Origin of the sequence: Polaribacter sp. WD7 (assembly GCF_003335085.1) — a bacterium.
In the GTDB taxonomy this organism is placed as follows: domain Bacteria; phylum Bacteroidota; class Bacteroidia; order Flavobacteriales; family Flavobacteriaceae; genus Polaribacter.
The window spans coordinates 96,171-111,056 of record NZ_QPEJ01000015.1 but is presented as its reverse complement, the minus strand read 5'-3'; the positions used below and the strand labels follow the sequence as shown (position 1 = coordinate 111,056).

The 14,886-nt window shown below is 33.0% G+C and carries 9 protein-coding genes; 3 read left to right on the top strand and 6 right to left on the bottom strand.

Going from position 1 to position 14,886, the window contains the following annotated elements:
• The first annotated feature begins 168 nt into the window (after positions 1-168).
• From thrA to thrC, 3 genes are all read left to right on the top strand, one after another.
• A complete protein-coding gene (gene thrA / locus DUT90_RS03060) occupies positions 169-2,610 on the top strand; it encodes a bifunctional aspartate kinase/homoserine dehydrogenase I (protein ID WP_114425267.1) in 2,442 nt (813 codons plus the stop codon).
• Positions 2,611-2,615: 5 nt separating this feature from the next.
• Positions 2,616-3,542, top strand: a complete 927-nt coding sequence (locus tag DUT90_RS03055; protein WP_114425265.1) for a homoserine kinase — start codon at positions 2,616-2,618, stop codon at positions 3,540-3,542.
• Positions 3,543-3,608: 66 nt separating this feature from the next.
• Positions 3,609-4,895, top strand: a complete 1,287-nt coding sequence (gene thrC, locus DUT90_RS03050; protein ID WP_114425263.1) for a threonine synthase — start codon at positions 3,609-3,611, stop codon at positions 4,893-4,895.
• A gap of 79 nt (positions 4,896-4,974) precedes the next feature.
• Here the strand turns inward: thrC and pdeM are convergent, their stop codons facing one another.
• From pdeM to DUT90_RS03020, 6 genes are all read right to left on the bottom strand, one after another.
• The gene (gene pdeM / locus DUT90_RS03045) at positions 4,975-5,625 is read right to left on the bottom strand and encodes a ligase-associated DNA damage response endonuclease PdeM (RefSeq protein ID WP_114425626.1); all 651 of its coding nucleotides are present in this window, start codon (positions 5,623-5,625) and stop codon (positions 4,975-4,977) included.
• Between the two features lie 125 nt (positions 5,626-5,750).
• Entirely contained in the window at positions 5,751-8,198 is a 2,448-nt protein-coding gene (locus tag DUT90_RS03040; protein ID WP_258848490.1) for a ligase-associated DNA damage response DEXH box helicase, read from the bottom strand.
• Positions 8,199-8,336: 138 nt separating this feature from the next.
• Positions 8,337-9,914, bottom strand: a complete 1,578-nt coding sequence (locus DUT90_RS03035) for an ATP-dependent DNA ligase (RefSeq protein WP_114425259.1) — start codon at positions 9,912-9,914, stop codon at positions 8,337-8,339.
• A 3-nt stretch (positions 9,915-9,917) separates the two neighbouring features.
• Positions 9,918-10,937, bottom strand: coding sequence for a ligase-associated DNA damage response exonuclease (locus tag DUT90_RS03030; RefSeq protein WP_114425257.1), 1,020 nt, complete (start codon positions 10,935-10,937; stop codon positions 9,918-9,920).
• Between the two features lie 75 nt (positions 10,938-11,012).
• A complete protein-coding gene (locus DUT90_RS03025) occupies positions 11,013-11,411 on the bottom strand; it encodes a VOC family protein (protein WP_114425255.1) in 399 nt (132 codons plus the stop codon).
• A 156-nt stretch (positions 11,412-11,567) separates the two neighbouring features.
• Complete coding sequence (locus tag DUT90_RS03020) at positions 11,568-14,762, bottom strand: reprolysin-like metallopeptidase (protein ID WP_114425253.1); 3,195 nt, start codon at positions 14,760-14,762, stop codon at positions 11,568-11,570.
• Positions 14,763-14,886 lie beyond the last annotated feature (124 nt).

Below are 14,886 nucleotides of genomic sequence, written 5' to 3'. Positions count from 1 at the left end.
CAACCATAACTACTTCTGTAGTTGGTACTTCTATGCGCACAAATCGCACAAATACTACAATTACCCTTTAGGGGTTTTACTATATTCATATCATAAAAGGTTATCTATCGTTTCATTAAAATGAAACATGTTCAATACAATTTAAATTACACAAACTATTCATTACCAATGAAAGTATTAAAATTTGGCGGTTCATCTGTCGCAAACTCAGAAAACATAAAAAAGGTCTTAGCTATAGTAGAGACAGCATCTAAGAACCAAAAAATAGCAGTGGTAGTTTCTGCTTTTGGAAAGACCACAAATACACTAATAGAAGGTGCACATTTAGCGGCAAATAAAGATGAAAAATATACCAAAATATTACAAGATTTAGAAAATCATCATTTTTCTGTTATTAAAAACTTAATACCTATTCAAGACCAAAGTAGCATTATAAGTTATGTAAAACAGCTGTTCAATCATTTAGAAACTATTTATGAAGGATGTTTTTTACTGCAAGAACTTTCTCCAAAAACATTGGCTAAGATTTCTAGTTTTGGTGAGTTACTTTCATCTTACATTATAGCAAAAGCCGCTAATTTGTCCTTTGAAACAGCATACAAAGATTCAAGAGAATTAATAGTTGCTTCTAATACATATTTAAGTGCTACTGTAGATTTTGCTACTACAAATGCAAACCTACAAAACTACTTTAATGGTAATCAGAAGCAAGTTACTTTACTACCTGGTTTTGTTGCAAAAACAGCAGAAAATATTACAACAACCTTAGGAAGAGGTGGTTCTGATTATACCGCAGCTATTATAGCCGCAGCAATAAACGCAACAGAATTACAAATTTGGACAGATGTAAGCGGAATGTATACTGCCAACCCAAGTGTTGTAAAACAGGCTTTTCCAATTGCTCACATTTCTTACCAAGAAGCTATGGAATTGTCTCATTTTGGTGCCAAAGTAATTTACCCGCCTACCATACAACCTGTGTTAGAAAAAGAAATTCCAATTTTAATAAAAAACACCTTTAAACCTGAAGAAGAAGGAACTCTAATAGCGAAAGAAACAGGCACTAAAAAACCCATTAAAGGAATTAGTCATGTAGAAAACATTACCTTAATTACCTTAGAAGGTAGTGGAATGGTTGGTATACCCGGTTTTTCTAAACGGTTGTTTGAGGCACTTTCACTACATAATATCAATATTATTTTAATTACTCAGGCTTCTTCAGAGTTGTCTATATGCATTGGTATTGCAGATGAAGATGCTACTAAAGCTAAAATTATAATTGATGAAGCTTTTGAATTTGAAATTCAGCAACAAAAGGTTAATCCTGTGGTTTTAGAACAAGATTTATGCATTATTGCCTTAGTGGGTGATAACATGAAAAATCATCAGGGTTTAAGCGGACAAATGTTTAGTGCGCTTGGAAAAAATAACGTAAATATTAGAGCAATTGCTCAAGGTTCTACAGAAAAAAATATTTCTGCAGTAATTAATAAAAGTGATGCTAAAAAGGCTTTAAATACTTTACATGAACAATTTTTTGAAGAAAAAACAAAACAAGTAAACTTATTTGTAACAGGTGTTGGAAATGTAGGTGAACGTTTGTTAGCACAATTGGCACAACAAAAAAAGTTTCTTAAAAAGAATTTGAAACTAAATGTTAGAGTTATAGGGTTATCTAACTCTAGAAAAATGGTTTTTGATGAATCTGGAATTGATTTAAAAAACTGGAAAGAGCTTTTGGCTAACGGAGAACCTACTAGTCTAGAAAACTTCTACAATAAAACAAAATCTATGAATTTAAGAAATTCTGTTTTTGTAGACAATACAGCCAACCAATCTGTATCAGAAGTTTATGAAAGTTATTTAAGACAAAGTATAGGCGTTGTTACATGTAATAAAATTGCGTGTGCTTCTTTGTTAGACAACTATAAAACATTAAAAGCTGTTTCTAGAAAATACAATGCACCTTTTTTATTTGAAACTAATGTTGGTGCGGGTTTGCCTATTATTGATACTTTAAAAAACCTTATCAATTCAGGTGATAGAGTTCATAAAATTCAAGCAGTATTATCTGGAAGTTTAAACTTTGTTTTTAATAATTTTAATGAAAATGCTACGTTTCATGATGTTGTTGCTCAGGCTCAAAAGGAAGGATATACAGAACCAGATCCAAAAATTGATTTAAGCGGAGTTGATGTTGCTAGAAAAATTTTGATTCTTGCAAGAGAAAGTGGTTATGATTTAGAATTAGGAGACATAGAAAAGATTGCTTTTTTACCTGAAGAAAGTTTGAATACGAACAACAATGATGATTTTTATGCATCTTTAACTAAAAATGAAGCACACTTTCAAAATATTTTTAAGGCTGCTGATGTTAAAGATTGTCGCTTAAAATATGTTGCCGAATTTGTTGATGGAAAAGCAAATGTAGGTTTGCAACACATTCCTTCAGACCATCCTTTTTACAATTTAGAAGGTAGTGACAACATCGTATTGTTCTTTACAGATAGATATCCAGAAAACCCTTTATTAATTAAAGGTGCTGGTGCTGGTGCAGATGTTACTGCTTCTGGTATTTTTGCAGATATTATTAGAATAGGAAATATTTAAAAGGTATGGATTCTATCAAAATTTTTGCACCTGCAACCATTGCTAATGTATCTTGTGGTTTTGACATATTAGGCTTATGCTTAGATACTGTTGGTGATGAAATGGTTATTAAAAAAACCAAAGAAAAAGGCATAACCATTAGTAAAATAGTAGGACAAACATTGCCCTTAGAAGCAAAAAAAAATGTAGCTGGGGTTGCTGCATTAGCTTTATTAGAAAAAATAGATTCAGATTTTGGTTTTGATATTGAAATTTATAAAAACATAAAACCAGGAAGCGGTATTGGAAGTTCTGCTGCTAGTGCAGCAGGAGCTGTTTTTGGTATTAATGCATTATTAGGAGAGCCCTTTATTACAAAAGAATTGGTATCTTTTGCAATGGAAGGCGAAAAATTAGCAAGTGGCTCTGCACATGCAGATAATGTAGCACCTGCACTATTGGGTGGTTTTACCTTGGTAAGAAGTTATGAACCTTCATTAGAGGTTATTAAAATAAATTCTCCTAAAGAATTGTACGCTACAGTAATTCATCCTCAGATAGAGATTAAAACAGCAGATTCCAGATCTGTATTAAAACAACAAGTTACCTTAAAGTTAGCTGTAAAACAGATGGGAAATTTAGGTGGGCTTATTAGCGGATTATTTACAGAAGATTATAATTTAATTAGCAATTCATTACACGATGAAATCGTAGAACCTTATCGTTCTATATTAATTCCGGGTTTTGAAGAAGTAAAGCAAAAATGTATAAAAGCTGGTGCCTTAGGCAGCGGTATATCTGGTTCTGGTCCCTCAATATTTGCATTAAGTAAGGGTGAAGCAACTGCAAAAAAAGTTGCCGAAAGCATGAGTAATGTCTATAAAAACATAGGGATTGATTTTGATGTTCATATATCTAAAATCAATCAAAAAGGAATAAAAATATTATCGTAGTTATTGCTTGGTTGTTTTAGATCATAATCTAACAAAAAACACCAATTAAAATCAAAAAAAAAACAAATGAACTATTACAGTTTACACCATAAATCACCAAAAACAACATTTAAACATGCTGTTGTTAACGGAATTGCACCAGACAGAGGTTTATATTTTCCAGAAAACATTACACCACTTTCAAAAGAATTTATTGATAATATTGCCGATTATTCCAATCACGAAATTGCATTTGAAGCGATTAAGCAATTTGTAGGCAATGAAATTCCTGAGGATAAGCTAAAAGAAATCATAGCAGAAACAATTTCCTTTGATTTTCCTGTAGTTCCCGTAGATAAAAATATTGGAACTTTAGAATTATTCCACGGACCAACAATGGCGTTTAAAGATGTTGGTGCTAAATTTATGGCAAAATGCTTGGAATATTTTAACCAAGGTAATGATGATGAAGTAACTGTTTTAGTAGCTACTTCTGGAGATACGGGTGGTGCAGTAGCAAATGGATTTTTAGGTGCAAAAGGTGTTAATGTAGTTATCTTATATCCTTCGGGAAAAGTAAGCGATATTCAAGAAAAACAATTAACTACCTTAGGTCAAAATATTACAGCACTTGAAGTTGATGGTGTTTTTGACGATTGCCAAGACATGGTAAAAACTGCTTTCTTGGATGATGAAATTAGCAGAACCTTAACCTCTGCAAACTCTATAAATATTGCGCGTTGGTTACCACAAATGTTCTATTTTTTCTACGCTTATAAACAACTGCACCAAAAACATAAAGATATTGTTTTTTCTGTTCCAAGTGGAAACTTTGGAAATATTTGCGCAGGAATTGTAGCTCAAAAATTAGGTTTACCCATTAAACATTTTGTAGCGGCTACCAACGTAAACGACACTGTACCTAATTACATGAAAGAAGGAATTTACACGCCAAAACCTTCTAAAGCTACTATTTCTAATGCTATGGATGTGGGTAACCCAAGTAATTTTATTAGAATACAGCAGTTATTTGACAACAACTTTGAAGCATTAAAAAATAAATTTTCTTCATATAGTTTTACAGACGATGAAACTCGTGTAAAAATGAAGCAAATTTACGACAGCGCTAATTATGTTGCAGACCCTCATGGTGCTGTAGGTTATTTAGGATTGCAAAAGTATGGTTTACAAGAAAACGAATATGGGGTATTTTTAGAAACTGCACATCCTGTAAAATTTTTAGATGTTGTAGAAGACGTAATTCCTGTTAAAGTGGGCATTCCTGAACAAATTAAAAAAGTAATTGACAAAGAAAAAGTAGCCATTAAAGCTTCTTCTTATGAAGATTTGAAAGCTTTTTTAATAAAAGAATAACTGCCACTGATTCACAAATTTTTAAATATCAGACCCTTCAGGTTTTAATAATCTTGAAGGGTTTCTTGTTTTTTGAAATTTAAACTTCAAAAATCCCATCATCTGTAAAGCAATAATTTTTACACTTATTGGGTGCACCTTTAGTATTTAACCCTGTAAACAGACTAAAAGCTGGCAGAATTAGTTGGTTTTTAGTTACCTGAAAACAAGGTAATTTAATGCGTTGCTTTGCTTTTCCTTTTATAAAAACTCCAGGATGGGTATGTCCAGAAATTGTAAAATAATCTTTGTCTATCGAAGTAAAATCGTGTACAAATTTAAGTGAACATAATTGTAATTCTTTACTAGTTACTTCAATATTAAATTGATTATAAATTCGATTTGACAATCGATCATGATTCCCTTTTATCAATCGAATTTTCAAATTTTCAAATTGTTGTAACCAAACTTTGAATTCGTCTAAATCGGTATTGTATTCAGCATGAAACAAATCGCCAACAATAAGTAAAGTTGTGGCTTTAAAATGAAGAATTAGGTTTTCTAAGCGCAATAAATCTTCTCTTAAAATAGAAGAAGGAATCGGAATACCATTTTTTTGAAAGTGAGCAGATTTGCCGATATGTAAATCACTTAAAATTAAGGCTTTTTCTTTTTGCCAAAAAACTACTCTTTGGTTGGTTATTTCTAAAGTTTCGTTATCGCATTGTATCTTTTTAGTTACAATCTTCATAATCATTCTTATCATTTTATCATTCCGAACATGCCTTTGTAGGTAAACAGGCTAGAACCTAGGAAGAGTCTAATACAAAAAAGATGTTTCGTCATTCGTTCCTCATTCTGTTTACTTGATAAAAACTACTTTAACGCTTGTTTTTGAATGCGCTGAATACGTTTACTGAGTTCTTCATTACTCATAGTTCCTCGTAAACTATCTACCTTTAAAGGAAAGCTCAAAGGTGTAAAATCTTTAGCTTCTTTCAAAATAATTTTACTTTCAGATATTCGCTGAAAAGCTTTCTGTAATCGTACTTTTTCCAATTCATAATCAAACACCTCATTATACGCTTGTTTTAACAATAAATTATTGGGTTCATGATCGCTTAATACTCTAAAAATTAATCCCGATGAAGATTGTAAACTTTTGTTGGTTTTTCTATTACCCGGTTGCGATTGAATCACCAAGCCAGCAATAACTGCAATATCTCTAAATTTCCGAGAAGCCATTTCGCTGGCATTTATACTAGCGGTAATGTCTTGCATTAAATTTTCTTTAGATAAAATATTGGCTAGGTTAGATTCGTTTATCGGAATTTCTTGATCAGAAAGCAATTCAAAACCATAATCATTCTGAGCGATTGTAAAGGTTAAAGGTTTTAGTTTACTTATTCTGTACGCAATTAAACTCGCCATTATTTCATGCACCAATCTTCCTTCAAACGGATACATAAATAGATGGTAACCATCTTTAGTTTTAATCAGCTCTGTTAAAAATTCGTCGTGCCTAGGAATGTGCGATTTGTCTTCTTGACGTTTTAACAGAGGAAATAAAAAATTGAGTTCTTTTTCTTTCTTTTTTGCAGTAATGGCATCGCTTAACTTTAAACGTAAAAAATGAGTCAAATAAGACGTTAGGGGTAATCTCCCTCCCAACCAACTTGGTGTGATTGCCTTTTTAGATTTACTACGTTTTACCAAAGCAGTCATGTCTTTTATTTGCTTAAGCTCCACAACTTTTCCGCCCAAAACAAAAGCATCTCCTTTTTTTAATTTAGACAAGAAAAATTCTTCAATCATTCCAATATATCCTCCCGAAAAGAATTTTACATACAACATCACTTCACCAACAATTACTCCGATATTCATTCGGTGCATCATGGCTATTCTTCTACTTTTTACCCGATAAAAACCGTCTTCATCTAGCACTACTTTATGAAATTCTTCATACGCCTTCAACGTATGTCCTCCTTGGGTAATAAAATGAATACACCAATCAAATTCTTCTTTTGTTAGATAATGAAATGCATGAATTTGTTTAACCAACTCAAAAGTTTCATCTGATTTAAAACCTTCGCCTACCGCTAAAGTCACTAAAAATTGTACCAAAATATCGTACGTTAACACATAGGGATACCTGGCTTCAATTTCGTTTTGTTTTACTGCTTCCTTTACAGCAGCCACTTCTATCAATTGCAACGAATGGGTGGGAACTGCATACATTTTAGATACTTCGAAAGGAGAATGTCCACTACGTCCTGCTCGTTGTAAAAAACGAGCAATTCCTTTGGCAGAACCAATTTGAATGACGCAATCTACTGGTTTAAAATCGACACCCAAATCTAAAGAAGACGTACAAACTACTGCTTTTAATATGCCTTCTGAAATAGCTTCTTCAATAAAATTTCGTTGCTTTTTATCTATAGATCCATGGTGAATAGCAATTTGACCGATTAAGTCTGGTGCCTCTTCAATAATAATTTGGTACCATAATTCACTTTGATTTCTGGTATTTGTAAAAATAAGTGTGGTATTGTGTTCATAAATAATCGGAATGATTTTATGACTCATTTTTTTTCCTAAATGTCCTGCCCAAGACAATTCTTCTACTTCATCCGGCAATACAGAAACAATGTCTATTTTCTTTTTCTCTTTGGCTTTTATCATGGTTGTTTTTAATCCCTGATAAGGCATTAAAACATTTTTTGCTTCTTCTAAGTTACCGATGGTAGCTGTGATGCCCCATACACGTAATTTTGGAGCCAAACTTCGAATTCTAGCGATAGCCAATTCTGTAATTACTCCTCGTTTAGAACCCAACAGTTCATGCCATTCATCTACAGCAATACAGTTTGTATTTTTAAACCAACGCGAATTTTTCTTCTGGGAAAATAACAGGTGTAACGTTTCTGGTGTTGTTAACAAAACGTCTGGCATTAAACGCTCTTGTTTTCTGCGGATATTGGTCGGTGTATCTCCGTTTCTAACGGCAACTTCCCAATCTAAACCAATTTCTTCCACCGCTTGATTCATTGCTTTTGCCAAGTCTTTTGCTAAGGATCGTAAGGGACTAATCCATATCAATTTTAATCCCTTTTTGTATTTTTCTGGATGATTGAAGTAATCGATAACTACCGCTAAAAAAACTGAAAATGTTTTTCCAAATCCAGTAGGAGCCACTACCATTCCGCTATAATTATTATGGTAACGCTCCCAAGTTTGAGCCTGAAAACCAAAAGGAGCCTGTCCTTTTTCTTCCATCCAATTTTGAATGATTTGGTAGCCTTGGGTTTGTTTGAAGTTGCTCACTATTAGTTTTTGGTTGATGGTTTTTGGTTGTTCGTTGATGGTCTTTTGGTCATTTTAATTTTATGGAGAAATCTTATAATAATTTAACTTAATAAAAAAGATTTCTCGACTTTACTTCGTTTCGCTCGAAATGACAGACTAAATTAAAGCTTTTACACTTTCAATCGTATCAATATCTTTTACCGTTTTATCTTTTCGCCAACGCTTCATTCTCGGAAAGCGCAAAGCTACTCCACTTTTGTGACGATTACTTAATGCAATTCCTTCAAAAGCAATTTCAAAAACTAATTCTGGTTTTACAGTGCGTACAGGTCCAAATTTTTCTATGGCGTTTTTATTTACCCAACGAGAAATTTCGGTAATTTCTTTATCGGTTAACCCTGAATAAGCCTTGGCAACCGTTACCAATTTATCTTCTTTTTTTACAGCAAAAGTGTAATCGGTGTATTTAGAACTTCGCCTTCCACTTCCTTTTTGAGCGTAAATCATGACTACATCAATCGTTAACGGATCTACTTTCCATTTCCACCAATCTCCTTTTTTTCTGCCCACATGATAATCTGACGATTTCTTTTTCAACATTAACCCTTCCGAATTAAAAGCTCTTGCTTTATTTCTTAATTCATCTAGTTCGTTCCAATTTTTAAAATCAATGACTTCTGATAATTGCAACATCTTACTACTATTTTGAAGAAACAATTGTTCTAGTTCATTTCTTCTGTCTTCCATAGCATGTGCACGTAAATCTTTACCATTTAATTCTAATATATCGTAGATATACAAACCTACAGGAACTTCTTCTAATAATTTTTTGGTAACATTTTTTCGATTTAAACGTTTTTGCAAATCGTTAAAAAGTAAAACGGCAGTATCTTTTATAGCTAAAATTTCTCCATCGATCACAAAATCATCTTTAAATTGAGAGACCGCAGCAACGATTTCTGGAAACTGCTGCGTAACCAATTCTTCTCCTCTAGACCAAATAAAAACCTCATCTTTTCTTTTGATGATTTGTCCACGAATTCCATCCCATTTGTATTCAACTTGCCATTCGTCTTCGTCACCTAAATCATTTAATTCTTTTTCTAAAGCATAGGCCAAACAAAAAGGATAAGGTTTAGAATTATCGTAGTTGATATGCTCTCCATTTAACAACGCTTCAAAAGTGATATTTTCTGGCGTCCAATTTCCGATAATACTGTGCATCATCTGGTTTCCGTCTATACCCGATAGTTTAGAAAGTGCATTTACCAACGTTTTTTTAGACACGCCAATCCTGAAACTTCCACCAATCAATTTGTTAAAAATCAACCTATCTTGTGCATTCAGTCCATTCCAAGCATGTAAAACGTATTCCTTTTTTTCTAGGTCTGTTTTATTTTTTAGATGGATGAGTTCTTCAATCCAAATATGTAGTGGTTTTTCAATTTGATTTTCTGGATTTGGCAGTAACAGCGCTAACGTTTCTCCTAAATCTCCTACAGTACTATAACTTTCTAAAAATAACCATTCTGGAAGCTGGGTAATTTCCATACACCATTCTTTCATCAAAGTCGATTTTACGGGTCTTGATGGTCTTTTACCCGTAAATAAAGCGATTAACCAAAGTTTATCTTTATCTGGTGCTGTTTTAAAATAAGCAACCAAAGCTTCTATCTTGGCATTGGTTTTATTGGTAATTTCTATAGCACTGATTAAATTAGAGAAGTCTTTCATCTGCTATATCGTTTCTTGTTTTTGCTCTTCTTTTTGTGCCAATTCGTCTTCTCCAAACTCCGTTTTTAACTCGTGAGCTTCAATACCAATTTCATTTAAATATTTAGAAAATACAGCTTGCGAACCGTGAGTGACATAAACTTTTTCAGCTTCTGTTGCTTTTACAGCAGATAGCAATCCATCCCAATCTGCATGATCGCTAACTGCAAATCCCGCATCAACTCCTTTCCAACGTCGGTTTCCACGAATGTGCATCCAACCAGAGCAAATAGCTGTTGCTGCATTTGGTATTCGTTTTAATAATTTAGACCCCAACAATGCTGGCGGCAGAATGACAATTTTATTTTGAATTGCGTCTTTTTTAAAATCGTTAGTAATTAATGTAGATTTGGGTAATAGTATACCTGATGAAACAATTGCTTCGTTTAGATTATGAATAGCAGAATGTACAAAAATATCATCCACACCTTCTAACAATTTTAGTAAGCGTTGTGCTTTACCTAAGCTGTACCCAAAAAAAACACTGGTTCTATTATTTTGTTGATTTTGATATACCCAATTTTGCAATTCTTCTTGCAATTCTGTTTCTTCTTTCCATTTGTAAACTGGCAAACCAAAAGTACTTTCGGTGATAAATTCGTGACATTTTACGGGTTCAAAAGGAGTAGTCAAAAAATCAGGTTGTGTCTTATAATCTCCAGAAAAAACAACTATGTAGCCTTTATACTCTAATCTGATTTGTGCAGAACCAATAATATGACCAGCGGGATAAAAACTAACCTTTACCTCATTAATAGTTTTGGATTCTTTATAACCTAAACTTTCTATAGAAATATCTTTACCTATTCTATGTTGTAATACTGCTTTAGAATGGTGGTGACACAAATAATGTTTGTTCCCCCACCTTGCATGATCTGCATGTGCGTGAGAAATAATCGCATAATCTACAGGATACCATGGATCTAAGTAAAACTTTCCAGGAATACAGTAAATGCCTTTTTTTGTGAATTTTACAAGTTTCAAAATGGATATGGCTTTTCGTAAATATAAAAAATGGATTACAAATTAATGTAATCCATTGTGTTGATTAGTATTCTTTTAACAATTACAATTTACCATCCAATTGATACCGTACTTATCTGTACATCTTCCGAAATAACCCCATTCTCTCTCTTTAAACTGATGGTGTATGGTACCTCTTTTACAAAGATCGTTAAAGATATCTTCTGCTTCTTCTTTGGTGGTAATATCTACACTCATATGCATATTACTACCCTGTGTTAGAGGAGTGTCTGGTGAGGCATCGTATGCCATGAAGTGAATACCTTTTCCTTTTAACTCTGCATGCTGCAATTTGTTTCTGAAAGATAGTGGTACATCAATTTTTTTGTCTTCATAAGTAATTCTATTGGTAACGTCAGCATTAAATATTTCACTATAAAAATTTAATGCTTCCTGACAATTTCCATCAAATGTTAAATATGCTTGTATTCTCATTATTAAATTTTTTATGGTATTAAACTTGTAACAAAAATAAAATTGAGCTACTATTTTTCTTTGCTTATATGCTACTATTGATGACTCTTTTGAGGGTAAAACAAAAAACGCTTCATGAATATAAAGCGTTTCTTACATATTTTTACATTAAATAGTTTACTCAAAAATAATTTTTCGGGTTGTTTGCTCATCACCGTTTGTAATTTTAAGCAAATACAGTCCTGTAGTTGTTTTCTGAAAAAGTATTTTTTTAGAGAAAAATGAACCAATATTTAGGTATTCTTTTTCTTCTATCAACCTACCTCTTACATCATACAATTGAAGAGATACTTTACTTTGATCTGAAGTAACAAAATTTAAATTAAATTCTCCATTTATAGGGTTTGGATATAAGTTAAATCCGTCAAAAGTACTGTCATCAATAGAAGCTACATCAACAATAGAAATATTATAATCTTCTGTTTCTCCCCATTCTGTTTGATGATCTTCATCACAAGCTCCATCTCCTGCTCCATCATCAGGATCTTCATATTCTATGACAACTCTCATTCTTGTAGTGCCATATGGCGCATCATTAGGTACTGTAATTCTGAATATTCGAGTACCTACATTTTCAAATTCTACTCCTAAATCGTATTTTTCTGTGGTTTTATCAAATTCAAAATCTTGATTCCAATCTATAAATACCATACATTTATCTTGAAATCCTCCTGTATCTAAAGTTACGCTAACTTCATATGTACCTCCTCTTTCTAAACTTGTTGAAAAGGATGTAAAATCTTGATAACCATCTACTGTATCATTTCCAGAGTTATTATTTATAGTATTAAAAGTTACGTTAGTAATATGCTCTGTACCTCCTTGTTCATCTGTAAAGGTTGACATACAGTATGAAGGGGTTAATGTTGTGAAAGTAAAAATTTCAGAAAAACTACCCTCACCACACAGATTTTTAGGTTTCACCCTCCAAAAATAACTTGTATCTCCCAACAGACGATTCGCTGAAAATGAACTGGTTGCAACAGTAGTATTAGAAACAATATCTACAAAATTAACATCATTGGCTATTTGCACTTCATAACTAGACGCATTTGAATCTGCTGACCATGTTAATATTGGAGTCAGCGCAACTTCTGTGGCATTATTAGCTGGTGTATTTAATATGGAGTTTTGAATTGTATTAGATTGTACATTTAATTCTAATACTATTTTTTGTGATACTGTATTAGAGTGACCTGTAACGGTTATGGTATAGTTTTGTGCTGTAGCAGTATCTAAATTAGAAATCTGCATTATTACATTACCATCATTAGTAATTGATGTTGGGCTAAATGTTGCTACAGCATTTGTAGGTTGTCCTGTTGTAGAAAAAGTAACCTCTTCTGAAAATCCGTTAATAAAATCTACACTTAACTCGTAATTAGCTATTTGATTTCCAGAATTACACACTGTTTGGCTCATAGTATTTGTTTCTACTAAAAATGTAGGCTCGGTAGAATTAATTATGAAATTTGATGTATTTATATTATAGAAAATATTATCTGCTGCTTCTACTATAATTCTTGCCTGTTCTGTAGGATTGTTTGGTATTAAAATTTCTTCTGCACCATCATTTGGCGTGTTTTCTTTTAGTATGATTGGAAACGTTAAACCACCATCTATAGAAAGCTTAATATTTACATTTTTGCAGTTTATTGGCGCTGTATTTGTTACTCCTACATTCCATGAAATTGTTTGAGAAGAACCGGCATTCCAAGAAACAACTCCACTTGGAGCAGTAACCGTAAAAGCTTCTGCATCTGCAACTGTGATAACAACGTTATCTCTAGCAGTTGCCCCTCCACTACTATTATTATCTCTTACTAAGAAAGAGAAACTTAATTCTCTTGCTACAGAAGGTAAAACTTCCCAAGTTGTGCCTAAATTGCCCGCAACTACAGTCGCTAAATCTGGCATAAAACGATTTGGAGATGTTTTTGAAGGCAAAGATCTAAACATTGGGCCTACAGTATTTGTGGTTAGAGGGGGCATAGTTGCAGCTTCGTTATCTGTTTGCTCCCAATTATAGGTTAATGAGGATATACCGTCTGCATCTGTTGCTGTACCTCTTAATACAAATGGCGTAGATTTAGGAATGCTGTATGCGGCTCCTGCATCTGCAGTTGGAGCTGAGTTATTAGTTTCAGTTAGTATTGCACATGTAGCCGTGGATGTAATGACATTTTGCATTTGGGCGATACTTACGGCGTGAAAATAATCATCACTACTGCCTTGTACATTTGGAGAACAGATACCTGCATACCCCATAATTGTAGAGCCACTACCAGGTTCTACAGCACTTATATTAGATCTCTGACACGAACTATTTTGTGTATGGGTAGCACCAAACTGATGACCAATTTCATGTACTACAAAATCGATATCATAAGGATCTCCTATAGGTTCATTTCTTCCTGTAACACCTCTTGCTTTGCTTCCTGTTTCACAAACTACACCTAAACTTGCTAAACCATCTCCTCCAATACTAAAAATATGACCAATATCGTAATTTGCATTTCCAATTCTATTATCGCAAATAGTTTGTACCTCATTAATCATTGTATTAGGGTTTCCGTCTGTAATACCATCATTGTCAGCATCTAAAAAAATGATTTCATCATTATTATCTACAAGTTCCATTTTTACAGAAAGGTCTTTTTCAAAAATGCCGTTTACTCTTGCCAAAGTTGTATTCATGGCCGATAAAACTGCTGCTTTTTTTACCTGAATTGTTGCCGATTCTGGAATATTTTGATTGCTTAAATGAAATTGAGCATATTCTCCACTACAAACTATGGCCATTCTATAAGTTCTTAAATTACCATCGTTTACTGTTTTTAAGAAACCTTGCTCTAATGCAGAGTTTTTACCAAATTCTTCTACTTGACAGGTAAACTCATCTTGACTTGCATCCAAATCGGCTCTTTTGTAGGCTATAAACGTACTTTTATCTTTTGTGTAAGGGTCTATATAAAATGTATTTCTTGTTGCTGAAAAAATAACTGCATGCAAACCGTCTGTTCCTAAACTTATCTTTGCCACAGCTGTTGGATCATCTAGACCATAGGCTGTATAAGATTTTATCATCGGAAATTTTTCTGCCAATTTTGATGATAAATTGGTACTTTCTTTAATGATAAATTTTGAAAAACCACCATTGGCATTAGGCAACTCAATTTGGGTATTATCTACTATGATAAGTTCTTTAGTATTTAACGAAAATAAATCATACTTTTTTGGCAATTTTTCTGTCTTCATCAAAACTGCTGCTTCTTGTGTATTGCTAGCTTTTTCAAGCTTTTTCCAAACCATTTGCCCTAGTGAGCTATTTGTGTTCAAAAAAAGAAAACAGAGTAGTAAAAAAAAGGATAATTTAATTTTCATACGTTTTACGATTATTCAAAAGACTAAAAACCTACCAAATATAAGGAATTAT

Excerpts from the sequence above, each read along its gene's own strand:
- thrA (WP_114425267.1), top strand. The coding sequence starts at position 169 with ATGAAAGTATTAAAATTTGGCGGTTCATCTGTCGCAAACTCAGAAAAC.
- DUT90_RS03055 (WP_114425265.1), top strand. The coding sequence starts at position 2,616 with ATGGATTCTATCAAAATTTTTGCACCTGCAACCATTGCTAATGTATCT.
- thrC (WP_114425263.1), top strand. The coding sequence starts at position 3,609 with ATGAACTATTACAGTTTACACCATAAATCACCAAAAACAACATTTAAA.
- pdeM (WP_114425626.1), bottom strand. The coding sequence starts at position 5,625 with ATGAAGATTGTAACTAAAAAGATACAATGCGATAACGAAACTTTAGAA.
- DUT90_RS03035 (WP_114425259.1), bottom strand. The coding sequence starts at position 9,914 with ATGAAAGACTTCTCTAATTTAATCAGTGCTATAGAAATTACCAATAAA.
- DUT90_RS03025 (WP_114425255.1), bottom strand. The coding sequence starts at position 11,411 with ATGAGAATACAAGCATATTTAACATTTGATGGAAATTGTCAGGAAGCA.
- DUT90_RS03020 (WP_114425253.1), bottom strand. The coding sequence starts at position 14,762 with ATGGTTTGGAAAAAGCTTGAAAAAGCTAGCAATACACAAGAAGCAGCA.